Source organism: Leclercia sp. J807, assembly GCF_009734465.1.
Lineage (GTDB): Bacteria > Pseudomonadota > Gammaproteobacteria > Enterobacterales > Enterobacteriaceae > Enterobacter.
The window spans coordinates 2,790,674-2,814,689 of record NZ_CP046446.1 but is presented as its reverse complement, the minus strand read 5'-3'; the positions used below and the strand labels follow the sequence as shown (position 1 = coordinate 2,814,689).

The following is a 24,016-nucleotide window of genomic DNA, read 5'->3' as shown; positions in this document are numbered from 1 at the left end:
GCAAACCATAGAGAAAATGATTTGAATTACCAGATGATCACCACCAACGACGAACTGGCTTCGCTGTGCGATCTCACCCGTGATGCATCCGCCATTGCGCTGGACACCGAATTTGTTCGTACTCGCACTTACTACCCGCAACTGGGTCTGATCCAGATGTATGACGGCAAGCGGGTATCGCTTATCGATCCGCTGGGGATCACCGACTGGACGCCGATGCGTGAGCTGCTGCTGGACACCGCCATCACCAAATATCTGCATGCCGGCAGTGAAGATCTGGAAGTTTTCCTCAACACCTTCGGCATCATGCCGCAGCCGCTGATTGATACCCAGATCCTCGCCGCCTTCGCCGGTCGCCCGCTGTCATGGGGTTTTGCCGCCATGGTGGAGGAGTACACCGGGCTGGCGATCGACAAGAGCGAATCCCGCACCGACTGGCTGGCGCGCCCGCTGACGGAACGCCAGCTCGACTACGCGGCGGCAGACGTGTTCTACCTGCTGCCGATCGCCGGTCAGCTGATGAAAGAGGCCGAAGCCTCCGGCTGGCTGCCTGCCGCCCTGAATGAGTGCCGGATGACGCAGCTGCGTCGTCAGGAGACGACCGATCCGAAAGAGGCGTGGCGCGACATCAGCAACGCCTGGCAGCTGCGCACTCGCCAGCTGGCCTGTCTGCAGCTGCTGGCCGACTGGCGTCTGCGTAAGGCGCGCGAGCGTGACCTGGCGGTGAACTTTGTGGTGCGTGAGGAGCATCTCTGGGCCGTGGCGCGGTACATGCCGGGCAGCCTGGGCGAGCTGGATAGCATCGGGCTTTCGGGTTCGGAGATCCGTTTCCACGGGAAAACGCTGCTGGCGCTGGTGGCAAAAGCTCAACAACTGCCGGATGAGGCGCTGCCGGAGCCGCTGCTGAATCTGATGGATATGCCGGGGTATCGCAAAGCATTTAAGGCCATCAAGGCCCTGGTGCAGGAGGTGGCGGCAGAGAGTAAAGTCAGCGCCGAGCTGCTGGCCTCACGTCGCCAGATCAACCAGCTGCTGAACGCGCACTGGAAGCTGAAACCGCAAAACGGCACGCCAGAACTGATTGCCGGATGGCGCGGGGAACTGATGGCCGATCGCCTGAATGCGTTACTGGCAGAGTATCCGCAGTAAGCGCGATCTTTAACCCCCGGCGGCGCTGCGCTTGCCGGGGCTACAAAACGACAAACCGTAAGCCGGGCAAACGCAGTGCCGCCCGGCAATACGCACGTTTATGAACGCGACTCTTCCGCTTCCGGCAGAGTGACGTTGAGCTCCAGAATCGAGATATCCCCGTCTTTTTGCTCCAGCTGCACGGTGACCATTTCCGGGTCGATCTGCACGTATTTACAGATCACCTCCAGGATATCTTTGCGCAACTGCGGCAGGTAGTGCGGTTCAGCGTCGCTGCGGCGGCGTTCCGCCACGATGATCTGCAGTCGTTCTTTAGCGATGTTGGCGGTGTTTTTTTTCCGCGAGAGAAAAAAGTCCAGTAATGCCATAACTTATCCTCCGAACAGGCGTTTGAGGAAACCTTTCTTCTCTTCTTCAATGAAGCGGAAAGGACGTTCTTCTCCGAGCAGACGATCCACAGTGTCCGCATACGCTTTACCCGCGTCTGCGTTGGCGTCGAGGATAACCGGTTCACCCTGGTTAGAGGCGCGCAGCACGGATTGATCTTCCGGGATAACGCCAACCAGTTTGATGCGCAGGATCTCCAGCACGTCTTCCATACTCAGCATATCACCTTTACTGACACGACCCGGATTATAGCGGGTCAGCAGCAGGTGCTCTTTAATCGGTTCCTGACCATTTTCCGCACGACGGGATTTTGAGGCAAGGATACCTAAAATACGGTCCGAGTCGCGCACGGATGAGACTTCCGGGTTGGTGGTGATGATCGCTTCATCGGCGAAGTAGAGCGCCATCAGCGCACCGGTTTCGATGCCCGCAGGTGAATCGCAGATCACGAAATCGAAGTCCATCTTGTTCAGCTCATCGAGCACTTTTTCCACGCCTTCGCGGGTCAGCGCGTCTTTGTCGCGCGTCTGGGAAGCGGGAAGAATATAGAGATTGTCGGTACGCTTATCTTTAATCATTGCCTGATTCAGCGTGGCATCACCCTGAATCACGTTCACAAAGTCGTAAACCACGCGGCGTTCACAACCCATAATCAGGTCAAGGTTACGCAGGCCGATATCAAAGTCGATAACGACAGTTTTCTTTCCCTTCTGGGCCAAACCAGTAGCGATGGCCGCGCTGGAGGTGGTCTTGCCAACGCCTCCTTTACCCGAAGTAACAACAATAATGCGTGCCATAGAAATTCCTTGTTAAAAAGGGATCAATTCAACGGTTGAACGGTCAAAGCGTTGTCTGCCAGACGCAAACGTGCTGCTTTGCCAGAAAATTCGGCCGGGATGTTATCGCTCAGCCAGTAAACACCTGCAATGGAGACCAGCTCCGCCTCCAGGTGGGTACAAAAAATTTGCGCATCGCGATCGCCACTGGCACCTGCCAGCGCACGGCCTCGCATTGAGCCATAGATATGAATATTGCCATCGGCGATCAGCTCCGCACCTGCGCTGACGTGGTTTGTTACAATAAGGTCACAATTTGGCGCATAAATACGCTGTCCGGAACGCACCGGCAGGTCGATCAAGCGCGTTTTTGTGGCGGGTGTAACAGGGAGTTCAGGCGGGGCAGGGGGCTCTGCGCGCGGGGCTTTATCTTTGCCTTCGGTGAGCAGCGGAAGACCCGCCTCGTCGATTTCGGCTTTCAGTTCAGGATCTTTACAGCCGCTGATGCCGACAATCCGCAGCCCGGTGGCTAAGACCGCCTGCTGCAGCTGCTGCCAGTTAATTGGCGCTTCAAGATCGCTGACGTTAATGACGACGGGCGCATGTTTCAGGAATGCGGGCGCCTGCGCGATTTTGTCTTCTAACGCCTGACGAATAACCTCGGGTTTTGCTTCATGCAAATGAACCACTGATAAGGTGAAGCTACTGCCTTTAAGCTCGATTGGCGTGTTTGACATCCTGGCCTTACTCAATTTGCTTTTTACCACGGCGTGTGCGTCGTGATATTCCGAAGAGTATCAGGCATGTTATAGTCACAATTATATTGAGGCAAGTCACCCTCCCCGTTAATTCTGAGTAAATATATGTTTTGTGTGATCTACAGAAGTACCCAGCGCGACCAGACCTATCTTTATGTCGAAAAAAAGGACGATTTTTCCCGTGTGCCTGAGGCGCTGATGAAGAGCTTCGGTAAACCGCAGATGGTGATGCTCATGCCGCTTGACGGGCGTAAGCAGCTGAAGAACGCCGATCTGGAAAAAGTAAAAAGCGCGTTAGCCGAACAGGGCTATTATTTACAACTCCCTCCGCCGCAAGAGAATTTACTCAAACAGCATCTTGAGGCGCTGGGAAAAAAATAGTTTGAGATTAATCTGTCAGGGTTACATTAACCTTTAGGGGCTCATTATGTATCAGCATCATAACTGGCAAGGCGCCTTGCTGGATTATCCGGTCAGTAAAGTCGTCTGTGTGGGCAGTAATTACGCAAAGCATATTCAGGAAATGGGCAGTGCGGTTCCGGACGAGCCGGTGCTGTTTATTAAACCCGAAACCGCACTCTGCGATATCCGCCAGCCGCTGGTGATCCCGCAGGGGCTGGGATCGGTGCACCACGAAGTGGAACTGGCGGTGCTGATTGGCGCCACGCTGCGCCAGGCCTCTGAAGATCATGTGCAGAAGGCGATTGCCGGTTATGGTGTGGCGCTGGATCTGACCCTGCGCGAGGTGCAGGGCAAAATGAAAAAAGCGGGCCAGCCGTGGGAGAAAGCCAAAGGCTTTGATAATTCTTGTCCCATCTCCGGGTTCGTACCGGCGGCGGAGTTCCAGGACGATCCGCAGAACACGACCCTGAGCCTGAAAATTAACGGCGACGTGCGTCAGCAGGGCTCCACCTCTGACATGATCCATAAAATTGTGCCACTGATTGCCTATATGAGCCGTTACTTCACCCTGAAACCGGGCGATGTGATCCTCACCGGCACCCCGGAAGGGGTGGGGCCGCTGAATAGCGGCGATGAGCTGGAGCTGGCCGTCAACGGCCTGTCACTGAAAACCCGCGTGCTGTAACCCTCTCTTGCCGCCCCTTTCGGGCGGCAAAACTTGCATCGAGGTGCCAGACTGGTTATAAGGTGCGCTTTATTTTGACGTGTGGACATCCTTATGAGCGAAATCCCTTTCTGGCAAAGCAAAACTCTCGACAACATGACCGACGCCGAGTGGGAATCGCTGTGCGATGGCTGCGGGCAGTGCTGCCTGCATAAGCTGATGGATGAAGACTCGGACGAAATCTATTTCACCAATGTCGCCTGTAATCAGCTGAATATCAAAACCTGCCAGTGCCGTAACTACGAGCGGCGTTTCGAGCTGGAGCCGGACTGCATCAAGCTGACCCGTGAGAACCTGCCGACCTTCGAATGGCTGCCGCCGACCTGCGCCTATCGCCTGCTGGCGGAAGGCAAGGATCTGCCGACGTGGCACCCGCTGCTGACCGGCTCAAAAGCGGCAATGCATGGCGAGCGGATCTCCGTGCGTCATATCGCGGTGAAAGAGTCCGAGGTGCGCGACTGGGAAGACCATATTCTGAATCATCCCAACCGCTGATAATAAAAAACCCGCCGAGGCGGGTTTTTTAATGTGCGGCTTTTTTGCCGGGTGGCGCTGCGCTTACCCGTAGGCCCGTGCAAGCGAAGCGCCGCCGGGCATTAACGGCCAAACAGATCGCGTTTTTTCGCTTTAAACGGCTGGGCAATCAGCACCAGCAGCGCCACGATCAGGTAAGCGGCAAAAATGCCCACCAGCCACTGCGGCATCTCCAGGGTCAGGAATTCCCACTGACGCACGGCGCAGTCACCGGTAGCCACAAAGACCTGCGGCATCCACTTGTCCAGCGGCAACCAGCTCGGGAAGCTGGCGGCAAAGTCACAGGTCTGGAACGGCGACGGGTGCAGCTGGATCATGGTGTGCTCCCAGGCCAGTTGCAGGCCTTTACCGGCGCTGTAAAGCCAGATGGCAATGGCACCATAGCGCAGCGGGCTTTTTGGGGCGATGGCGCCCACCAGACCCGCGCCCATTACGCCAAACAGCGCGCAACGTTCATAGATACAGAGTACGCACGGTTTCAGCATCATCACGTGCTGGAACCACAATGCCACCATTTCTAACACGAAGGCGGTCAGGGCCAACAACAACCACGCCCCGCGACCGCGCGAGCACTGGTTCAAAAATTTCAACATAATCATTTCCCTGGAGCAGGTATAGAAAGCGCAGTGTAAACGAAATCACTTTGCGCACCAGCCTCAGCGCGCAAATATAACGTAATCGGACATTTATCATCCATAAGTGCAGCCGGGCGTTTTACCGCCCGGCCGACTCATTTAATGCGTCGCCAGTATACCTGCCTGCAGCATCCATTGGGTAAAAGGAATGAGGGTAATTTTGACGCACAGCAAACCCACTGCGGTTAACACAACGGTATAGGGCAGCGCCATCCATACCATCCGGCCATAAGAGAGGCGGATAAGTGGGGCGAGGGCGGAGGTCAGTAAGAACAGGAAGGCCGCCTGACCGTTTGGCGTGGCCACGGAAGGGAGGTTGGTGCCGGTGTTGATCGCCACCGCCAGCAGTTCAAACTGCTCCCGGTCGATGATACCACTCTCCATCGCCGCTTTCGCTTCGTTGATATAGACCGAGCCGACAAACACGTTATCGGAGATGGCCGACAGCAGGCCATTAAACAGATAAAACAGCGTCAGTTGGGCATCCGGCGCGGCCTGCAGCACGAAGTTAATGATCGGCCCAAACAGGTGCTGATCGACAATCACCGCCACTACCGCGAAAAAGACCGCCAGCAGTGCGGTAAACGGCAGCGCTTCGGTAAAGGCTTTGCCGATGGCATGTTCATCCGTCACGCCGGAGAAGGTGGTCGCCAGGATAATGACCGACAGACCAATCAGCCCCACTTCCGCCAGATGAAACGCCAGGGCAATAATCAGCCAGACGCCAATGATGCCCTGGGAAATCAGCGCCAGCCGCTGCTGACGGGTACGCTGGCTGCGGCTCTCTTCGTCGAAGCGTTGCAGCACATCACGCACCTGCTTCGGCAGCAGGGTGCCGTAACCAAACCACCTGAACTTCTCCACCAGCCAGCAGGTAAGCAGGCCGCATACCAGCACCGGCACGCTGACCGGGGCAACGCGCAGGAAAAATTCGACGAAGTTCCAGTCCGCGGCTTTGGCGATAATCAGGTTTTGCGGCTCGCCGACCATGGTCATGACGCCGCCCAGCGCAGTACCCACGCCCGCGTGCATCATCAGGCTGCGCAGAAACGCGCGGAACTGCTCCAGCACGTCGCGCTGTTGGGCATCCACCTGGCTGTCATCCTGCATGCCCGCTTCTGGCTGGGAAGAGGCCACCCGGTGATAAATCCCGTAAAAGCCGACGGCGACGCTGATCACCACCGCCACCACGGTCAGGGCATCGAGGAAGGCGGATAAAAAAGCGGCTGCCAGACAGAAGGCCAGCGACAGCAGCGTTTTTGAGGGGATGCTCAACAGCAGGCGGGTAAAAATGAACAGCAGCAGTTGCTTCATAAAGTAGATCCCGGCCACCATAAACATCAGCAGCAGGAGTACCTCCAGGTTGGACGCCAGCTCTTCTCTCACGTGCTCCGCACTGGTCATCCCTATTGCTACTGCCTCGAAAGCCAGCAGGCCGCCCGGCAGCAGGGGGTAACACTTCAGCGCCATGGCTAGGGTAAAGATGAACTCTGCCACCAGCAACCAGCCTGCGGCAAAAGGACTCACCATAAAGATAAGCGGGTTGATTACCAGGAAGATAACCAGAGCCAGTTTGTACCAGTCGGGGGACTGGCCTAAAAAATTGCGCCACAGGGCGCGACGATACGACATTTCCACAACAGATTCCCTTGCCCGTCACATAATTACGCACTAAGTATACGCAAATGGCGTCGGGGAAGGAGTGCAGGCCGCGTTTTTTTAAATGATAAAAATAAAACGGCGATCCCTTTTTTCTCGCCTCGCTGCGCTATCTGCCTCTGTCTGCCTCTGGTATGATGAGTGAATTTTGTAAAAAGCAGTTAATGGAAAATTCACTATGGTCATAAAGGCGCAAAGCCCGGCGGGTTTCGCGGAAGAGTACATTATCGAAAGCATCTGGAACAATCGTTTCCCCCCAGGCTCGATTCTTCCCGCAGAACGCGAACTCTCTGAACTGATTGGCGTCACACGTACCACCTTACGTGAAGTGTTGCAGCGACTGGCACGCGACGGCTGGCTGACGATCCAACACGGCAAACCGACCAAAGTGAATAACTTCTGGGAAACGTCGGGTCTGAATATCCTTGAAACGCTCGCGCGCCTCGATCATGAGAGCGTGCCGCAGCTGATCGACAATTTGCTCTCCGTGCGCACCAACATCGCCACCATCTTTATCCGTACGGCGTTTCGCCAGCACCCGGATAAGGCGCAGGAGGTGCTCGCCCGCGCCACGGCGGTTGAAGATCACGCCGACGCCTTTGCGCTGCTGGATTACAACGTCTTCCGCGGGCTGGCGTTTGCCTCCGGCAACCCAATCTACGGCCTGATCCTCAACGGCATGAAAGGGCTCTATACCCGCATCGGTCGCCACTACTTCGCTAATCCGGAAGCCCGCAGCCTCGCGCTTGGCTTCTATCACAAACTGAGTGAACTCTGCGCCGAAGGTCAGCACGATCAGGTGTATGACACCGTGCGTCGCTACGGTCGCGACAGCGGCGAGATCTGGCACCGGATGCAGAAGACCCTGCCGGGCGATCTCTCCATCCACGGTCGATAAAATAAAAAACCTCTCGCTTGAGAGGTTTTTTTATATGTAGGCCGGGTAAGCGAAGTGCCACCCGGCAAACAGGCTATAAGGCTATACCGACCTAAAGGATATTGCCTTTAGGTGGGCAGCGCTCCAGCAACTCCACGCTGCCATCTTCGTTTTGCTGTTCAAGCAGAATGTCAAAGCCCCACAGACGGTGTACGTGCTTCAGCACCTCTTTGCGCCCTTTATCCAGCGGCGCGCGGTTATGCGGGATATAGCGCAGCGTCAGCGAGCGATCCCCGCGCAGATCCACATTCCAGACCTGAATATTCGGCTCCAGATTGCTTAAGTTGTACTGGGCCGAGAGGCGAGAGCGGATCTCACGATATCCCTCTTCGTTGTGGATCGCCGAAATTTCCAGATAGTTATTGTGATCGTCATCCAGCACCGTAAACAGGCGGAAATCACGCATCACCTTCGGCGACAGGAACTGGCTGATAAAGCTCTCATCCTTGAAGTCGCGCATCGCGAAATGTAGCGTCTCCAGCCAGTCGGAACCGGCGATATCCGGGAACCAGTATTTATCTTCGTCCGTCGGGTTCTGGCAGATACGCTTGATGTCCTGGAACATGGCAAAGCCCAGCGCATACGGGTTAATGCCGCTGTACCACGGGCTGTTGTACGGCGGCTGGAACACCACGTTAGTGTGGCTGTGCAGGAACTCCAGCATAAAGCGTTCGGTCACTTTGCCTTCGTCATAGAGGTGATTGAGGATGGTGTAGTGCCAGAAGGTGGCCCAGCCCTCGTTCATCACCTGAGTCTGTTTTTGCGGGTAGAAGTACTGGCTCACCTTGCGCACGATTCGCAGGATCTCACGCTGCCACGGCTCCAGCAGCGGGGCGTTCTTCTCCATAAAGTAGAGCAGGTTCTCCTGCGGCTCAGAAGGATAACGGCGTGCTTCAGGTACCGCTTTCTCCTCTTCGCGTTTCGGCAGGGTACGCCACAGGGTATTCACCTGGCTTTGCAGATACTCTTCGCGGCTTTTCTGCCGGGCTTTCTCCTCCTGCAAGGAGATCTTCTGCGGACGTTTGTAGCGATCCACGCCGTAGTTCATCAGCGCATGGCAGGAGTCCAGCAGCTTCTCGACCTCTTCCACCCCGTAGCGCTCTTCGCATTCGGTGATGTAGTTTCGGGCGAAGATTAGATAATCGACAATCGAGCTGGCATCGGTCCAGCTGCGGAACAGGTAGTTATTTTTGAAAAACGAGTTGTGCCCGTAGCAGGCGTGCGCCATCACCAGCGCCTGCATGGTGATGGTGTTCTCTTCCATCAGGTAAGCGATACAGGGGTTAGAGTTAATGACGATCTCATAGGCCAGCCCCTGCTGACCGTGCTTGTAGAGCCGTTCGGTCTCAATGAATTTTTTACCAAACGACCAGTGGGTATAGTTAATGGGCATCCCGACGCTGGAGTAGGCGTCCATCATCTGCTCGGAGGTAATCACTTCGATTTGATGGGGATAGGCGTCCAGACGGTAGAGTTTTGCCACCCGGTCAATTTCCGCCAGATAGGTGTCCAGCAGCTCGAATGTCCAGTCGGGTCCATCGCTCAGACGAGTGGTGTCCTTATTCATGGAATCAATAGTAGCCATTAGCGCGCCCTCGTTGTTGGTAGCTCTCTCTGTCTGGAGAACCTCTTTTCAAGCATAGAACACGCCATTCAAAAGCGTGCTGGCACGCTATTTTTTTCTTTGCGATTTACCGTTTTTCCCGGGACGAAAAAGGGGTGTCTTGCAGCATAATATGCTGGTTAAAAATGCCGCGCAGCAGGAGATGCCAAAACCGCGCTACCCGCGTCAGCAGGGGAAGGTGTGAGATGTGTCACCATAAAAAAGGCCTATGTTGAATAATATTTTCGGCTGGGTTATCAATATGTAATCAGAAGATTGTTCTTTTGCTTATAAAGGGAGTGGCTATGCGTGTTGTCATACTGGGAAGTGGCGTCGTTGGTGTGACCAGCGCCTGGTATTTAAGTCAGGCCGGGCATGATGTAACCGTCATCGATCGGGAACCGGGTCCGGCACTGGAGACCAGCGCGGCGAACGCCGGACAAATCTCTCCCGGCTACGCGGCACCCTGGGCGGCACCGGGCGTACCGCTGAAGGCGATTAAGTGGATGTTCCAGCGCCATGCGCCGCTGGCGATCAGTCTCGACGGCACCCAGTTCCAGCTGAAGTGGATGTGGCAGATGCTGCGCAACTGCGACACCTCGCACTACATGGAAAACAAAGGGCGGATGGTACGTCTGGCGGAGTACAGCCGCGACTGCCTGAAAGCACTGCGTGCCGCCACCGGTATCCAGTATGAAGGCCGTCAGGGTGGCACCCTGCAGCTGTTCCGTACCGCCCAGCAGTACGAAAACGCCACCCGTGATATCGCTGTACTCGAGGACGCGGGCGTCCCGTATCAGCTGCTGGAGGCGAGCCAGCTGGCGCAGGTAGAACCGGCCCTCGCTGAGGTCGCGCATAAGCTGACCGGCGGTCTGCGTCTGCCTAATGACGAGACCGGCGACTGCCAGCTCTTCACCCAGAATCTGGCGCAGATGGCGGAACAGGCGGGGGTGAAATTCCGCTACAACACTTCAGTGGATAAGCTCCTGTACGAAGGGGAGAATATCTACGGCGTACTCTGCGGCGATGAGGTGGTGAAAGCCGACGCCTACGTGATGGCTTTTGGCTCTTACTCCACCGCCATGCTGAAAGGGATTGTGGACATTCCGGTCTACCCGCTGAAGGGTTACTCCCTGACCATCCCGGTAAAAGAGGAGAGCGGTGCCCCGGTTTCAACTATCCTTGATGAAACCTACAAAATCGCGATCACCCGTTTTGACAACCGGATCCGCGTGGGAGGAATGGCGGAAATCGTCGGCTTTAACACTGAGCTGCTGAAACCGCGTCGGGAAACGCTGGAGATGGTCGTTGGCGATCTCTTCCCGCGCGGCGGCTTTATCGAACAGGCGACCTTCTGGACCGGGCTGCGTCCAATGACGCCGGACGGCACCCCAGTAGTCGGGCGGACACCGTTTAAAAACCTGTGGCTAAACACCGGACACGGTACGCTGGGCTGGACAATGGCCTGCGGTTCAGGGCAGCTACTCAGTGATTTGATCTCCGGGCGCACACCCGCTATTCCGTTTGATGATTTAAGCGTCGCGCGCTACCGTCCGGGTTTCACGCCGTCACGTCCACAACATTTACACGGCGCGCATAACTAACAAGGAGTCGTCATGTCCCGTCCTGTTCTGGCTCAGATGGATCTGCAGGCCCTGAAGGATAATCTGCAAATTGTCCGTCGCGCTGCGCCCGCTTCACGCGTCTGGACCGTGGTCAAAGCCAATGCTTACGGCCACGGTCTGGACCGCATCTGGAGCGCGTTAAGCGCAACGGATGGTTTTGCGCTGCTCAACCTTGAAGAGGCGATCCTGCTGCGCGAGCGCGGCTGGAAAGGGCCGATTCTGATGCTCGAAGGCTTCTTCCACAGCGATGAACTGCCGCTGTTTGATAAGTACCGCCTGACCACCAGCGTGCACAGCAACTGGCAGGTCAAGGCGCTACAGAATGCGAAGCTGCATGCTCCGCTCGATATCTACCTGAAAATGAACAGCGGGATGAACCGTCTCGGTTTCCAGCCGGAGCGCGTGCACAGCGTCTGGCAACAGCTGCGGGCGCTGAAGAATGTCGGCGAAATGACCCTGATGGCCCATTTTGCCGATGCGGAAAAGACGGAGGGCATTGTCGAGCCGATGAAGCGCATCGAGCAGGCAGCGGAAGGTCTGGCCTGTCCGCGTTCGCTTTCCAACTCGGCGGCGACGCTCTGGCATCCGGAGGCGCATTTTGACTGGGTGCGTCCGGGGATCATCCTCTACGGCGCCTCGCCGTCGGGTCAGTGGCAGGATATTGCCAACAGCGGCCTGAAGCCGGTGATGACCCTGCGCAGTGAGATCATTGGCGTCCAGACCCTGAAAGCAGGGGATACCGTGGGTTACGGCAGCCGCTATCGTGCGTCGGGCGAACAGCGGATCGGCATCGTCGCCGGCGGATATGCCGACGGCTATCCGCGCGTTGCCCCTTCCGGTACCCCGGTATGGGTGGACGGCGTGCGCACCGGCACGGTCGGCACGGCGTCAATGGATATGCTGGCGATTGACCTGACGCCGTGCCCGCATGCGGGGATCGGTACGCCGGTTGAGCTGTGGGGCAACGAGGTGAAAGTGGACGATGTTGCCGCCGCCGCGGGCACCGTCGGATATGAGTTGTTAACGGCGTTAGCGCCACGAGTACCGATCGTCGTTGTGTAACATCGCCCGGCGGCGCTACGCTTGCCGGGCCTACAAAACCCGTAGGCCGGGTCAGGCGTAGCCGCCACCCGGCAAACCGGCCTACTCTTCGGCATCCTCCGCCACGCGCACGCCCACCCTCAGCACCGCGTTATCCTCTTTCTCTGCCACCGTCCAGATCATTCCGGCAAACTCTACTTGGTCACCCACGACCGGCGCGGCGCCGAGCTGCTTCTGCACGATCTCACCCAGGGTTTGCTGGTTATCGCGATACTCCAGCCCGACGTCCAGGCCGTAGATCAACGCCACGTCGGCAAATTTGGCGCCAGCTTCCAGGATAAAGTCGCCGAAGAAGCGCTGGTCCAGCGCCACCGGCGGCGACTGGCTGAACAGCTTGCCAAGGGCGGGGAGGTCGCGCTCGCGGCCAATGACGCAGAGGATATCCCCCTCGCGCAGCCGGGTGCTGCCGGTGGGGTGCAGGAGGGCATTATCGCGGAACAGGGCGGCAATGCGCGTCTCGGCGGGCATATGCAGATCCCGCAGCGAGGCGCCCACGCACCACTTATCGGCGCTGAGCTGATAGACAAACTGCTCCCACGGATTCTCAGGGTGAAGATCCAGCCCCACGCGGGAGACCGGCCAGCCCACCGGTGGGATCACCACTTTCGCCTTTTTCGCCGCCCACGACAGCGACGTACCCTGGAACAGCAGCGACACCAGCACCACGAAGAACGCCACGTTGAAGAACAGACGGGAGTTATCCAGCCCGGCCATCATCGGGAACACCGCGAGGATGATCGGCACCGCACCGCGCAGCCCAACCCAGCTGATAAACACCCGCTCGCGCAGGTTAAAACCTTTGAAAGGCAGCAGCCCGGCGAAGACCGACAGCGGACGGGCAAAGAAGATCATCCACAGTGACAGCATCAGCGCCGGAACGGCAATCGGCAGCAGATCCGACGGCGTCACCAGCAACCCCAGCACCAGGAACATGCCAATCTGTGCCAGCCAGGCCAGGCCATCGAAGTTTTGCAGAATGCCAAAGCGGTTGCGGATTGGACGGTTGCCGAGCAGGAAACCGCAGAGATAGACCGCCAGAATGCCGCTGCCGTCCAGCGCCGTGGTGAGGGCGAAAATCAAAATCCCGCCGCTCAGCGCCAGCAACGGATAGAGCCCGCCAGGGAGCGAGATGCGGTTGATCATCTGTTGCAGCAGATAGCCGCCGCCAAGGCCAAAGAGGATACCCAGACCAAACTGTTGAATGATGTGCCAGGCGAACACCCAGCTCAGGCCGGTTTCGTGCTGCTGGATCATCTCAATCAGGGTGATGGTGAGAAACACCGCCATCGGATCGTTACTGCCGGATTCAATCTCCAGCGTCGAGCCGACACGTTCGTTCAGCCCTTTGCCGCCCAGCAGGGAGAAGACCGCCGCGGCATCGGTAGACCCGACAATCGCGCCAATCAGTAACCCTTCCATCAGGTCAAGGTGGAACAGCCACGCCGCCATCATCCCGGTGAGGCCGGAGGTGATTAGCACCCCGACCGTTGCCAGCGACAGGGCCGGGCCCAGCGCCACGCGAAACGAACTGGCCTGGGTGCGCATGCCGCCATCCAGCAGGATCACCGCCAGAGCGAGGTTACTGATCATGTACGCAAACGGGTAGTTGTCGAAGGGAATACCCCCGACGCCATCAACCCCCGCCAGCATGCCGATGGCGAGGAAAATAACCAGAATGGGGATGCCGAGACGTGACGAAAACGAACTCAATAAAATACTACAGGTTACAAGAACTGAACCCAGGATAAAAAGACTGATTATTGCTGCGGCATCCAATGTGTGCGTACTCCCTGCCTGACGCGATGACTGTTAGTAAAACCCTACCATATTAACACCCCTTGCAGGGCGGAAATCCGGTACTTCCGGGGCTTTTTTTACGCCCGAAGCACCGGATGCCCGCTCAGGGTTAAACGACTGCTGCCCGGCGCATGAACCAGCGTCGCCTGCGCACCGAGCGGCAGGGTAACGGTTCGTTGCTCATGGCCGAAGTCGAGCCCGCTGATAACCGGCACCGATACCCGGGAACGCAGGTAATTGACCATGGTCGCCAGATCGTATCCGGCATCGTAATCGTTAGGGGTCGCGCCGCTGAAGCTGCCGAGCACAATCGCCTGCTGACGGTCCAGAATGCCCGCGTGATGCAGCTGGAGGAGCATACGTTCGACGCGGAACGGATGCTCATTGATATCCTCCAGCACCAGGATGCCGTTCTCAATGGCGGGCAGCCAGCGGGTGCCGATGAGTGACACGACCATCGCCAGATTGCCACCCCACAGCTGGCCTTCGCACGCGCACGACGGGCCATCTCCCTGCCACTCAACGGAGTAGGTACTGTTGCCGAGCGCCCGCCAGAAATGGTCTACCGTAAAGGCGTTCAGCTCCGGGGCGCCAAAATTGCCCGCCAGCATCGGGCCGCTAAAGGTGATGACGTTGTGCAGCGCCAGCAGGCCGAGCTGGATCACGGTGAAATCACTGTGGCCGCAAATCAGCAACGGATCCTGCTGCTGGCGTTTCGCCAGTCCCTGCCAGTCAATCTGTTCCAGCAGGCGGCTGGCACCGTATCCGCCGCGCACCGGCAGCACTATCTGGTCGGCGCCCGGCAGGTGGGCAAGGGCGTTGATATCATTCAGGCGCTCTGCCTCGGTGCCGGCAAATCGCTGCTGGCGGCGGGGTATAATCGTCTGATTTTTTACCTGATGGCCGTCGCCCAGTAACCGCGCCACGCCCCGCTGCGCCGCTTCCTGATTAATGCAGTACCCTGATGGTGCAATGAGATGAAACTGAGACATGGCATTTCCTTGCTGACTTATAAACTTAAATATATATATCATGCCGCCTGAGCGCGTCCTTCATCAAGCGGAGGATAGAGTAACAGCGATGAATGACCATAAGGACAGATGACGTGAAATTGAGATGGTTTGCTTTTTTGATTGTGTTACTTGCAGGCTGTAGTTCAAAGCAGGATTACCAGAAGCCGGAATGGAACCCGGAAGTCCCGGTCAAACGGGCGATGCAGTGGATGCCGATCAGTGAAAAAGCCGGTGAGGCCTGGGGAGTCAGCCCGCGGCTCATCACCGCCATCATTGCGGTGGAGTCGGGCGGGAACCCGAACCTGGTGAGTAAATCGAATGCGGTGGGTCTGATGCAGCTGAAAGCCTCCACCGCCGGGCGTGAGGTCTACCGGCACATGGGCTGGAGCGGGCAACCCTCCACCAGCGAGCTGAAGAATCCGGAACGCAACATCTCGATGGGTACCGCCTACCTGAGCATTCTGGAGCACGGGATCCTGAACGGTATTGAGGATCCGGAGGTGATGCAGTATGCGCTGGTGGTTTCATACGTGAACGGTGCGGGCGCGCTGTTGCGCACCTTCTCGTCGGATCGCAAAAAAGCGATCGCCGAAATCAATGACATGGATAAAGACGAGTTCTTTGATCATGTCGTCAATAACCATCCCGCCCCGCAGGCTCCGCGCTATATCTGGAAAGTACAGAAAGCGATGGACGCTATGTAATCTGTTGCCGGGCAGCCACGTGCTGCCCGGTGGCGATTAACGCACTTTGTTGGCACGTTCCCGCGCTTCACGCTCCAGCGAGTAGATAATTTTCTGCAGTTCACGCTCAGGACCCGGCCCGACGTTGAGAAAACGGAAGCTCAGACGCGGCGTGGTGATGGTTTCGTTTTTGCTGTCCACCACTTTACGTTCGCTCACGGTTATCAGCTGCGCATCGAAAAAGAAGCGACCCCAGCCGCCCATATCCAGCTCGATCTGCGAAAAACGCATCCCCTCCACCAGGCCTTCGGGTTTGGCGGTATCCATCAGCGCGCCCATGCCGCCCAGCGACAGATCGTGCAGACGGAAACGAATGACGCTCTTATCAGGCATTCTGGCTTTGCAGAAGTAGGCCGGATGCAGCGGGGCATTGATGCGGAAATATTCCCGGCGCTGAATGCACCATACGGAGGCCGGCAGCGGCGAGATAAAAGCAGGCAGCGTCTGGTAGTCACCCTGTTCCACCTTCGGCAGGTCGAACTCGACTTTGGCCCCCAGGGTATCGGCGGCCACGGTGATATTCTCCGCGCGTAACACCGAGCGGTTTTCAAACTCCTGACTGCCCAAATCCATGATCAGCCGTTCCGGGGTAGCATCCAGGATTTTGCTGATGAACTGGTTGTTCCCCCAGCTGATACGGACGGGAACGTCATTTTTTTGCAGATCGCGTAATACACCCAATACGGCCAGCGGATTAGTTTTCAGGAACTGCTCACTGTAATTACTCACGCCCCAGGGCTCCTCGATAGATGACAGTCTGTGGATGCGTTATCGGCAGCGGGCCGCGGAACTTAATACAAACCGGCAATTATTTTTTCGCCTGAATCGCAATTAAGTCGGTGTAGTAAAACTGATTTCCGGCGATTGCCTATACTTACTATTACCTGCGCGGGCGGGTGTCCTGCGCAAGCTTAACTCTGCAAGAGGGCAACACTATGGGTATCATCGCCTGGATTGTATTTGGTCTGATTGCTGGCATTATCGCAAAGTTCATCATGCCGGGACGTGATGGCGGCGGCTTTATTGTGACCTGTATCCTTGGGATCATCGGTGCGGTTGTCGGCGGCTGGCTGGCAACCATGTTTGGCATCGGCGGCAGTGTATCCGGATTTAACCTGCAAAGTTTTCTGGTGGCTGTGGTGGGTGCCATTCTGGTACTACTTATCTACAGGATGGTACGACGCGCCTGAAACCGATAAAACGGCTCTTTTACAAGAGCCGTTTTTTTATGGGCAGAACCTGGACAGTATGCCGGGTGGCGGATTCGCCTTACCCGGCCTGGAGGCTACTGCTGGCCGACACTTTTCTGCGTTTCTGTCGGATCATCGTTAGCCGCTGGCTGGTCGGTGGTTGCCGGTGGCGTAGTGGTGGTCGACGAGTTATTTGAGGCCGGAGGCGTGGTGGTTGTCGACGTGCCATTGGAGGCCGGAGGCGTGGTGGTTGTCGACGTGCCATTGGAGGCCGGAGGCGTGGTGGTTGTCGACGTGCCATTGGAGGCCGGAGGCGTCGTGGTTGTCGACGTGTCATTGGAGGCCGGTGGCGTCGTGGTTGTCGACGTGTCATTAGAAGCCGGTGGCGTTGTGGTCGTTGACGGGTTAGTTGTCGACGGGGTGCTTGTCGCCGCTGGCTGGTCGCTGGTGGTGGATGTGCCATTCGCCGCAGGTTGTGCGCCGGTAGTCGATGGGGTGGTGGTTACCGAACCCTCATTAGCCGCGGGTCGCGTGGCGGGCACTTTGTCGCATGGGTTCGCCTGCGGACAGACCAGATCCAACATTTTCAGCGTCACGCCGTTGGTCCAGCCGAAGCCGTCCTGCAACGGATATTCACCGCCGCCGCCGCCAGTGCCGGTGGTGGAGACATCATATTTCTCCACCAGCTTCTGCTCGCGATCGTAGGTGTGCTGTACGTTGGTGAGGAAGCGCCACGTCACGTCCATCGCCACTTTATCCTGCCCGTAGTTCTGCAATCCTTCAGTGGCGACCCACTGCAACGGCGCCCAGCCGTTAGGGGCATCCCACTGTTGGCCGCTGTTAACGGTGGTGGTCGAAATGCCCCCTGCTTTCAGCAACTGGGCTTCAGCAGCAGAGGCGGTTTTGTCCGCGCGTTCCTGCGAGGCGGCCTTGACGTAGAGCGGGAACAGCGCCGCGGCGGTCAGCTGATTACGTACCTGTTTGGTTTTCAGATCGTAATCGGCGTACCAGCCCTCTTTGTCGTTCCACAGATAGCGCTCCATCGCTTTCTGACGATCGGAGGCCAGGCCCTCGTAACGGCTGGCTGCGGCGCTGTCACCGCCGTCCAGGCTGGCCTTCGCCAGCAGTTTCTCCATCTTGAACATCAGGGCGTTCAGATCCACCGGCACGATACTGGTGGTGCGGATCGTTCCCAGCTGCTGCGGATCGTCCATCCAGCGTGAGCTGAAGTCCCAGCCGGAGGCGGCGGCGGAGCGCAGATCCCGGTAGATCTCGGTTGCCGGACGGCTGGGGTATTTTTTCGCAGTGTTGATGTCATCCAGCCACGATTCCGGGCGCGGCGTATCGCGATCGTCCCAATAGCGGTTAAGCACAGCGCCATCGTCGAGCTTCACCACCCGCTGGCTGGCCTGGCCCGGCTGAAGGGCATCTACCCCTTCCATCCAGTAGGCGTACTCTTTTTCCATCTGCGGACGGTATTTTTTCAGCGCCTCTTTATCGTGCGTCGCCAGCAGTTCCACCATCAGGGCAAAGAAGGGCGGCTGGGAGCGGCTCAGGTAGTAGCTGCGGTTACCGTTGGGGATATGACCCCAGCTGTCCAGTTCGTAGGCGAAGTTGTCCACCATACTGGAGACTTTGTCCCAGTGGCCGCTCTCGGCCAGCCCCAGCATGGTGAAGTAGCTGTCCCAGTAGTAGATCTCGCGAAAACGTCCGCCCGGCACAACGTAAGGCTTCGGCAGCGGCAGCAGGGAATCCCACTTTCCGGCGCTGGAGGTAGTGCGCGTCAGCACCGGCCACAGACCGTCAATGTGCGCCCGCAGGCTCTGCCCGGCAGGCGGCACATATTTTTCTTTCTCGGTCGGCAGGGTGAAGTTCACCTCCACAAAGTGGCGCAGATCAAAGCCGGACTGTTTGCGCTGCATATGGTAGTCGGCAAGGATCGTCTGGGGATCGTTTTTCGGTACCGCATCGGCGAAGGTCTTTTGATCCGGGAAGAGTTTGGCGGTTTGCACATCGTTAAACAGCGGGCCAAACAGAATGTCTGGTGGTTGTTTCCGGGCGCCGGACGGTTCTTCCGCATAGCTAAAGGCAGTTATCCCAAGCAGGATGCCGCCAATCGCCAGCCGCAATGCTGTTTGCTGCTGAGGTCTCATCATGGTTGTTCTCCTGGGTTCTTTGGGCAGCGCGACCGCTGCCATCAATCACCTGAAAACCTTAGACGAATATTTGTCACTTCGCGTGTCGGAGGTAACACTTTGCACAAAACCAGACTATTTACCGTTGCGTATTCGGGAGGCGGAATCCACGCGAAAAATATATAAGCGGTGCGATCTATTTCTCGCGTAAATAACCATTAATCACGCGGATCACATAAAGCGAAAATCATAACTTCTTAGCGAGAAAACATAATAGATTGCTTTGGAAGGGATATGGAAATTATGTCGGCAGCAACAACAAACTGACTGAAAAATACAGGGAGAGACCTGAAATGTCGGCAACGGAAAAATTAACGGTAAAAGAGAAAATAGGCTACAGCCTCGGCGATGCGGCCAGCCATATCGTCTTTGACTCCTCCGTGGCGATCCTCGCCTATTTCTATACGGATATCTACGGGCTGCCGCCCGCTGTGATGGGGACAATGTTTTTACTGGTCAGGCTGCTGGATGCCATCACCGACCCGATAATGGGGGCGATTGCAGATGCTACCTCCTCACGCTGGGGACGCTTTCGTCCGTGGCTGCTGGCGATCTGCGGCCCGTTCGCGGTCAGCTGCGTACTGGTCTATACCATCCCGTCCTTTTCTGACAGCGGTAAAGTGGTCTATGCCGTGGCGGCCTATATCTTTATGACCCTGATGTATACCGCCATCAATATTCCTTACTGCTCGCTGGGCGCGGCACTTACTTCCGATCCGCGGGAAAACCTCTCTTTGCAATCCTGGCGTTTTGCCATCACCCCATTGGGCGGCGCGCTGGGCACCGCCTGCATTCTGCCGCTGGCGGATTATCTCTATCCTCAGGATCGCGCGAGCGGCATTCAGATGGCGATGGCCATTTTCGGGGTGATTGGCTGCCTGATGTTTATCATCTGTTTCGCCACCACCAAAGAGCGCGTCCAGCCCATCAAAGAAGAAAACCTGAATGTCGTCCGTGACGTCAAAATTCTGTTTCGCAATGAGCAGTGGCGCATTCTGTCCATTTACAACTTCATGATGCTGGTGGCGGTGGTGATCCGCGGCGGCGCGGTGGTCTATTACGTCAATACCGTGCTGCGTCAGGGCTCCACTATTATCTCGCTGTTTATGCTGGGGGGAATGATCGCCTCAATGCTGGGCTCGGCGCTGGCGCAGCCGCTGGGTTCCCGGTTCTGCAAAATCAAACTCTCATTCTGGATAAACCTGCTCAACGCCGGGCTGGGCATCGTCTGCTTCTGGTTGCCGGTGCAATACTGGCTGATTCCGCTGGTGGCCCATTTTCTTATCCAGACGGTGCAGGGCGGAAACGGCGCGCTGCAGTGGTCCATGATCACCGACGCCAATAATTACGGCGAGTGGAAAACCCAGCGGCGAATTACCGGCATGAATGTCGCGGCCAATATTTTTGTCATTAAATTAGGCGTGGCTGTCGGCGGCGCTATTCTGGGCTGGGTTCTGGCCGGGTTTGAATATCAAGCCAGCGCAGCGGTGCAATCCCCTCAGGCGGTGCAGGGGGTTGTCTGGTTATTTACCCTTATCCCCTCGCTCTTTTATCTGTTGACCGCGCTGGCAATTAAATTCTACCGCCTCGATGAACAGGTAATGAATACCGTGGTGACTGATCTAAATAACGGAAAATTTGCAAAACCCTAATGTAACAGTGGAATCAACAATAAACTCACAGGATGGAATCTATGCGTATTCATTATATTGCGCTGCTGGTCGGCGCCTGTATTCCGGCGACCACGCTGGCGGCCACCCAAACGGACAGCATGGAGGAGAAAATTGCCCGGCTGGAAGCCAGTCTGGCAAAAGCCGAAGCCCAGATTGCGCGCTTAGAGCAGGCGCAACAGGCTCCGGCGGTAAATGTGGTCTCAGCTGAACCCCAGACGTCGCCAGCGCCGAAGTTAACCCTGTCAGGCTATGGCGATCTGCGCTTCTATGGCGATGTGGAGTTTAATATGGACGCCGCCAGCCGCAGCGGCAGCCTGACATCCATGCGCACCAGCGCCAATAAGGACTGGGCCCCGTCAAACAACGAGCGCTGGGATATCAATGGCCGTCTCCTGCTGGGGTTTGACGGCTATCGGCGAATGGACAACGGCCAGTTTGCCGGTTTCTCGGTGCAGCCGCTGGCGGATCTTACCGGCAAGATGAATCTGGATGACGCGGTCTTCTTCTTCGGCCAGGAGAACGACTGGAAAATCAAAGTCGGGCGCTTCGAAGCCTACGACATGTTTCCTCTTAACCAGGACACCTTTATCGAGTACTCCGGCAACACGGCGAACGATCTCTACAGTGACGGTTATGGCTATATCTACATGATGAAAGAGGGGCGCGGGCGCAGCGACAGCGGCGGTAACTTCCTGCTGAGTAAAAACCTCGGTAATTGGTATTTTGAGGTCAACACCCTGCTGGAAAACGGCAGCTCGCTCTTTGTCGATAAGCAGTACCATGGCATGGATCTGGATAACGATAAAAACGTGGCCTATGTGCGCCCGGTTATCGCCTGGTCAGAGGGGCGCTTTACCACGGCGCTGGCCATGGAGAGCAACCTGGTGAACAACGCTTACGGTTATCGGGATGCAGAAGGCCACTGGATCGATCAGTCCGATCGCACCGGCTATGGCCTGACAATGAACTGGAACGGGCAAAAAACCGACCCGGATAACGGCGTTGTGGTCAACCTCAACACCGCCTACATGGACGCCAGCGACGAAACTGATTTCACCGCCGGGGTGAATGGTCTGTGGAAGAATATTGAGCTGGGCTATATCTACGCCCATAACGAGATCGACAGATTTAACGCTGCCGGGCTGAATGACGACTGCGACGGTGACTGCTGGATCACCCATCCGGGCGATTACGACATCCATACGCTTCACGCGTCGTATCTGTTCCCTAACGTAATGAAAATGAAAAACTTCAACGTTTATCTCGGGGCCTATGCGTCGTGGATAGATGCCCAGCCGAAAGAGGGTAACAGCGATACCGACGCCCGCTACGGTGGCCGCCTCCGCTTTAAATATTACTTCTGATCGCATGCCAGCCAGACCTCCGGCACGGTCTGGCTGGCTTGCCACATCTGCACTACCTTCATAACGGGTTATAATGAAAGGGAGTGCCAATGAAATCATTACCTCAGATCCTGCCAGCCATTGTGCTGCTTGTCGGCTGCGGGGCGAATAACACCCCGCCTCAAGCACCTGTTCCCGGTAAAAGTACCTCCGCCACCCTGAGCACCCTGGAGACGGGCGCCCAGGTGATCCAGTCCCGTCCGCCGGTAGAGGCCATCAGCGCCTATCTTGACGGTTTTCATTTTTACAGTGGGGATAAAAACGGGCAGATGGAGGCGCATCACTACGTGACGGTACTCAATGAAGAGGTCATGCAGGCGGTCATTTATGACGGCAATACAAAGGATGCCCGGCTGATGGGGGTGGAGTACATCATCAGCGAACGCCTGTTTAACAACCTGCCGCCGGAGGAGAAAAAGCTCTGGCACAGCCACCAGTATGAAGTGAAATCGGGCAGCCTGGTGGCGCCCGGCTTGCCTGCGGTCGCTGACAAAGCGCTGATGAATAAAATCGTCAACACCTACGGCAAAACCTGGCATACCTGGCATACGGACAGGGACAAGACCCTGCCGCTCGGCATACCTGCGCTGATGATGGGCTTTACCGGCGAGGGACAGCTCGATCCCCGGCTGCTGGCGGATCGCGATCGTCGTCTGGGGATCGATACGCAGCAGATCAAAGCCCAGCGTGCCGACATCGTGGCCCATCCGGTAGCGGAAGGGGCAAATGCCTGGCAGCGCGGCGAGGTCATTCAGCTTAAACGTGTGCAGGGCAGCGGTGAACACGGGCATGGGGACACCACCCATTTCGGCACGTCCGAGCAGAGTCAGCAGAAACACACACCCTGATGAGGAGACGATATGAAGATTCATCATCTTAACTGTGGTTGTATGTGCCCGCTGGGCGGCGCGTTGTTCGACGGTTTCAGCAAGGGGCTACATGCGCATCTGGTCTGCCACTGCCTGCTTATCGAAACCGACCGCGACGGACTGGTGCTGGTGGATACCGGTTTTGGGGAAGGGGATGTACATGAACCCTCCAGGCTGTCGGGCTTTTTCCGGGCGCTGAACAATATCCAGCGTCGGGAGTCGCTTACGGCGCGCGCTCGCGTCGAGGCGCTGGGCTTTAGCGCGGCGGATGTCCGCCATATCGTGCTTACACACCTGGATTTCGACCACGCGGGTGGGCTGAGCGATTTCCCTCACGCGCGCATCCATCTGATGCAGCAGGAGATCGACACGGCGCAACGGCGCCATAGCTGGCTGCAACGGGAGCGCTATCGTCCCGGGCAGTGGAGCGGCACTTCTGGCTGGCAGGGCTATCAGGTGCAGGGCGAGCGCTGGTTTGGCTTCGACGCGGTGACGGCGCTGAACGGATTGCCGCCGGAAATTTTGCTGGTGCCGCTGGCCGGGCACACGCCCGGGCATGCGGGGATCGCCATCAGCCAGCCGTCGGGGTGGTTGCTGCACGGTGGCGACGCCTGGTTCTATCGGGATGAGATGCGCCAGCCGCAACGTCATTGCACACCGGGGCTGCGGTTTTATCAGTGGATGATGGCAATGGACAACGGTACCCGGCGACACAACCAACAGCGGCTACGGGAGCTCTCCTGCGCGCACTCGCACGACATCACTTTTTTCTGTAGCCATGACGCACGGGAACTGGAGAGCCTGGCGACAGGGTCAAAACAGCTCTAATTACCGCAACTTAGG

22 protein-coding genes and 1 pseudogene are annotated in these 24,016 nt (G+C 57.2%); 13 read left to right on the top strand and 10 right to left on the bottom strand.

Annotated elements, in window-relative coordinates:
• Positions 1 to 21: 21 nt before the first annotated feature.
• Complete coding sequence (gene rnd, locus GNG26_RS13470; RefSeq protein WP_156239089.1) at positions 22 to 1,149, top strand: ribonuclease D; 1,128 nt, start codon at positions 22 to 24, stop codon at positions 1,147 to 1,149.
• 98 nt (positions 1,150 to 1,247) lie between these two features.
• Here the strand turns inward: rnd and minE are convergent, their stop codons facing one another.
• From minE to minC, 3 genes are read right to left on the bottom strand one after another with little or no spacing between them, the layout of a single operon-like run.
• Positions 1,248 to 1,517 (bottom strand): cell division topological specificity factor MinE, encoded by a 270-nt coding sequence (gene minE / locus GNG26_RS13465; RefSeq protein ID WP_103180012.1) that lies wholly within the window; start codon positions 1,515 to 1,517, stop codon positions 1,248 to 1,250.
• Positions 1,518 to 1,520: 3 nt separating this feature from the next.
• A complete protein-coding gene (gene minD, locus GNG26_RS13460) occupies positions 1,521 to 2,333 on the bottom strand; it encodes a septum site-determining protein MinD (protein WP_103180011.1) in 813 nt (270 codons plus the stop codon).
• A 23-nt stretch (positions 2,334 to 2,356) separates the two neighbouring features.
• Entirely contained in the window at positions 2,357 to 3,049 is a 693-nt protein-coding gene (gene minC / locus GNG26_RS13455) for a septum site-determining protein MinC (protein ID WP_103180010.1), read from the bottom strand.
• A gap of 126 nt (positions 3,050 to 3,175) precedes the next feature.
• Between minC and GNG26_RS13450 the strand changes: the two genes are divergently transcribed.
• From GNG26_RS13450 to GNG26_RS13440, 3 genes are all read left to right on the top strand, one after another.
• Positions 3,176 to 3,451, top strand: a complete 276-nt coding sequence (locus GNG26_RS13450; RefSeq protein WP_114314660.1) for a YcgL domain-containing protein — start codon at positions 3,176 to 3,178, stop codon at positions 3,449 to 3,451.
• A 46-nt stretch (positions 3,452 to 3,497) separates the two neighbouring features.
• Positions 3,498 to 4,157 carry a fumarylacetoacetate hydrolase family protein gene (locus GNG26_RS13445; protein ID WP_156239088.1) on the top strand — a complete coding sequence of 220 codons (660 nt, stop codon included), beginning with the start codon at positions 3,498 to 3,500 and terminating at the stop codon, positions 4,155 to 4,157.
• A gap of 93 nt (positions 4,158 to 4,250) precedes the next feature.
• Positions 4,251 to 4,691, top strand: a complete 441-nt coding sequence (locus GNG26_RS13440) for a YcgN family cysteine cluster protein (RefSeq protein ID WP_114314662.1) — start codon at positions 4,251 to 4,253, stop codon at positions 4,689 to 4,691.
• Between the two features lie 101 nt (positions 4,692 to 4,792).
• Here GNG26_RS13440 and dsbB read toward each other — a convergent pair whose 3' ends face one another.
• Both dsbB and nhaB read right to left on the bottom strand, forming a co-directional pair.
• Positions 4,793 to 5,323 carry a disulfide bond formation protein DsbB gene (dsbB, locus tag GNG26_RS13435; RefSeq protein WP_103822338.1) on the bottom strand — a complete coding sequence of 177 codons (531 nt, stop codon included), beginning with the start codon at positions 5,321 to 5,323 and terminating at the stop codon, positions 4,793 to 4,795.
• Between the two features lie 141 nt (positions 5,324 to 5,464).
• A complete protein-coding gene (gene nhaB, locus GNG26_RS13430) occupies positions 5,465 to 7,003 on the bottom strand; it encodes a sodium/proton antiporter NhaB (protein WP_103822337.1) in 1,539 nt (512 codons plus the stop codon).
• A 199-nt stretch (positions 7,004 to 7,202) separates the two neighbouring features.
• Here nhaB and fadR point away from each other — a divergent pair, with 199 nt between their 5' ends.
• The gene (fadR, locus tag GNG26_RS13425; RefSeq protein WP_103822336.1) at positions 7,203 to 7,922 is read left to right on the top strand and encodes a fatty acid metabolism transcriptional regulator FadR; all 720 of its coding nucleotides are present in this window, start codon (positions 7,203 to 7,205) and stop codon (positions 7,920 to 7,922) included.
• A 91-nt stretch (positions 7,923 to 8,013) separates the two neighbouring features.
• Here fadR and GNG26_RS13420 read toward each other — a convergent pair whose 3' ends face one another.
• On the bottom strand, positions 8,014 to 9,546 hold the full coding sequence (locus tag GNG26_RS13420) for a SpoVR family protein (protein WP_103180003.1): 1,533 nt from the start codon (positions 9,544 to 9,546) through the stop codon (positions 8,014 to 8,016).
• Between the two features lie 323 nt (positions 9,547 to 9,869).
• On the opposite strand from GNG26_RS13420, the gene GNG26_RS13415 reads away from it, so the two are divergent.
• Positions 9,870 to 11,168, top strand: coding sequence for a D-amino acid dehydrogenase (locus GNG26_RS13415; protein ID WP_114314665.1), 1,299 nt, complete (start codon positions 9,870 to 9,872; stop codon positions 11,166 to 11,168).
• Between the two features lie 12 nt (positions 11,169 to 11,180).
• Positions 11,181 to 12,251, top strand: a complete 1,071-nt coding sequence (gene dadX / locus GNG26_RS13410; protein WP_156239086.1) for a catabolic alanine racemase DadX — start codon at positions 11,181 to 11,183, stop codon at positions 12,249 to 12,251.
• 81 nt (positions 12,252 to 12,332) lie between these two features.
• Here the strand turns inward: dadX and GNG26_RS13405 are convergent, their stop codons facing one another.
• Both GNG26_RS13405 and ldcA read right to left on the bottom strand, forming a co-directional pair.
• Positions 12,333 to 14,066, bottom strand: a complete 1,734-nt coding sequence (locus tag GNG26_RS13405) for a potassium/proton antiporter (RefSeq protein WP_103822334.1) — start codon at positions 14,064 to 14,066, stop codon at positions 12,333 to 12,335.
• 98 nt (positions 14,067 to 14,164) lie between these two features.
• Complete coding sequence (gene ldcA, locus GNG26_RS13400) at positions 14,165 to 15,079, bottom strand: muramoyltetrapeptide carboxypeptidase (RefSeq protein WP_156239084.1); 915 nt, start codon at positions 15,077 to 15,079, stop codon at positions 14,165 to 14,167.
• A 113-nt stretch (positions 15,080 to 15,192) separates the two neighbouring features.
• Between ldcA and emtA the strand changes: the two genes are divergently transcribed.
• Positions 15,193 to 15,804, top strand: a complete 612-nt coding sequence (gene emtA, locus GNG26_RS13395; protein WP_103179998.1) for a membrane-bound lytic murein transglycosylase EmtA — start codon at positions 15,193 to 15,195, stop codon at positions 15,802 to 15,804.
• A 36-nt stretch (positions 15,805 to 15,840) separates the two neighbouring features.
• Here the strand turns inward: emtA and GNG26_RS13390 are convergent, their stop codons facing one another.
• A complete protein-coding gene (locus GNG26_RS13390) occupies positions 15,841 to 16,572 on the bottom strand; it encodes a flagellar brake protein (protein WP_156239082.1) in 732 nt (243 codons plus the stop codon).
• 206 nt (positions 16,573 to 16,778) lie between these two features.
• On the opposite strand from GNG26_RS13390, the gene GNG26_RS13385 reads away from it, so the two are divergent.
• Positions 16,779 to 17,033 (top strand): GlsB/YeaQ/YmgE family stress response membrane protein, encoded by a 255-nt coding sequence (locus tag GNG26_RS13385; protein ID WP_156239080.1) that lies wholly within the window; start codon positions 16,779 to 16,781, stop codon positions 17,031 to 17,033.
• Positions 17,034 to 17,545: 512 nt separating this feature from the next.
• Here the strand turns inward: GNG26_RS13385 and GNG26_RS13380 are convergent.
• Positions 17,546 to 19,189: pseudogene (locus GNG26_RS13380) on the bottom strand (alpha,alpha-trehalase); the annotation flags it as partial.
• 332 nt (positions 19,190 to 19,521) lie between these two features.
• Between GNG26_RS13380 and GNG26_RS13375 the strand changes: the two are divergent.
• From GNG26_RS13375 to GNG26_RS13360, 4 genes are all read left to right on the top strand, one after another.
• Entirely contained in the window at positions 19,522 to 20,880 is a 1,359-nt protein-coding gene (locus tag GNG26_RS13375; RefSeq protein ID WP_114386455.1) for a glycoside-pentoside-hexuronide (GPH):cation symporter, read from the top strand.
• A gap of 41 nt (positions 20,881 to 20,921) precedes the next feature.
• On the top strand, positions 20,922 to 22,265 hold the full coding sequence (locus tag GNG26_RS13370) for a carbohydrate porin (RefSeq protein ID WP_114314669.1): 1,344 nt from the start codon (positions 20,922 to 20,924) through the stop codon (positions 22,263 to 22,265).
• Positions 22,266 to 22,354: 89 nt separating this feature from the next.
• A complete protein-coding gene (locus GNG26_RS13365) occupies positions 22,355 to 23,152 on the top strand; it encodes an OBAP family protein (RefSeq protein ID WP_156239078.1) in 798 nt (265 codons plus the stop codon).
• A gap of 12 nt (positions 23,153 to 23,164) precedes the next feature.
• The gene (locus tag GNG26_RS13360) at positions 23,165 to 24,001 is read left to right on the top strand and encodes an MBL fold metallo-hydrolase (protein WP_156239076.1); all 837 of its coding nucleotides are present in this window, start codon (positions 23,165 to 23,167) and stop codon (positions 23,999 to 24,001) included.
• The last annotated feature ends 15 nt before the right edge of the window (positions 24,002 to 24,016 follow it).

Excerpts from the sequence above, each read along its gene's own strand:
- minE (WP_103180012.1), bottom strand. The coding sequence starts at position 1,517 with ATGGCATTACTGGACTTTTTTCTCTCGCGGAAAAAAAACACCGCCAAC.
- minD (WP_103180011.1), bottom strand. The coding sequence starts at position 2,333 with ATGGCACGCATTATTGTTGTTACTTCGGGTAAAGGAGGCGTTGGCAAG.
- minC (WP_103180010.1), bottom strand. The coding sequence starts at position 3,049 with ATGTCAAACACGCCAATCGAGCTTAAAGGCAGTAGCTTCACCTTATCA.
- GNG26_RS13450 (WP_114314660.1), top strand. The coding sequence starts at position 3,176 with ATGTTTTGTGTGATCTACAGAAGTACCCAGCGCGACCAGACCTATCTT.
- GNG26_RS13445 (WP_156239088.1), top strand. The coding sequence starts at position 3,498 with ATGTATCAGCATCATAACTGGCAAGGCGCCTTGCTGGATTATCCGGTC.
- GNG26_RS13440 (WP_114314662.1), top strand. The coding sequence starts at position 4,251 with ATGAGCGAAATCCCTTTCTGGCAAAGCAAAACTCTCGACAACATGACC.
- dsbB (WP_103822338.1), bottom strand. The coding sequence starts at position 5,323 with ATGTTGAAATTTTTGAACCAGTGCTCGCGCGGTCGCGGGGCGTGGTTG.
- fadR (WP_103822336.1), top strand. The coding sequence starts at position 7,203 with ATGGTCATAAAGGCGCAAAGCCCGGCGGGTTTCGCGGAAGAGTACATT.
- GNG26_RS13420 (WP_103180003.1), bottom strand. The coding sequence starts at position 9,546 with ATGGCTACTATTGATTCCATGAATAAGGACACCACTCGTCTGAGCGAT.
- GNG26_RS13415 (WP_114314665.1), top strand. The coding sequence starts at position 9,870 with ATGCGTGTTGTCATACTGGGAAGTGGCGTCGTTGGTGTGACCAGCGCC.
- dadX (WP_156239086.1), top strand. The coding sequence starts at position 11,181 with ATGTCCCGTCCTGTTCTGGCTCAGATGGATCTGCAGGCCCTGAAGGAT.
- ldcA (WP_156239084.1), bottom strand. The coding sequence starts at position 15,079 with ATGTCTCAGTTTCATCTCATTGCACCATCAGGGTACTGCATTAATCAG.
- GNG26_RS13385 (WP_156239080.1), top strand. The coding sequence starts at position 16,779 with ATGGGTATCATCGCCTGGATTGTATTTGGTCTGATTGCTGGCATTATC.
- GNG26_RS13375 (WP_114386455.1), top strand. The coding sequence starts at position 19,522 with ATGTCGGCAACGGAAAAATTAACGGTAAAAGAGAAAATAGGCTACAGC.
- GNG26_RS13370 (WP_114314669.1), top strand. The coding sequence starts at position 20,922 with ATGCGTATTCATTATATTGCGCTGCTGGTCGGCGCCTGTATTCCGGCG.
- GNG26_RS13365 (WP_156239078.1), top strand. The coding sequence starts at position 22,355 with ATGAAATCATTACCTCAGATCCTGCCAGCCATTGTGCTGCTTGTCGGC.
- GNG26_RS13360 (WP_156239076.1), top strand. The coding sequence starts at position 23,165 with ATGAAGATTCATCATCTTAACTGTGGTTGTATGTGCCCGCTGGGCGGC.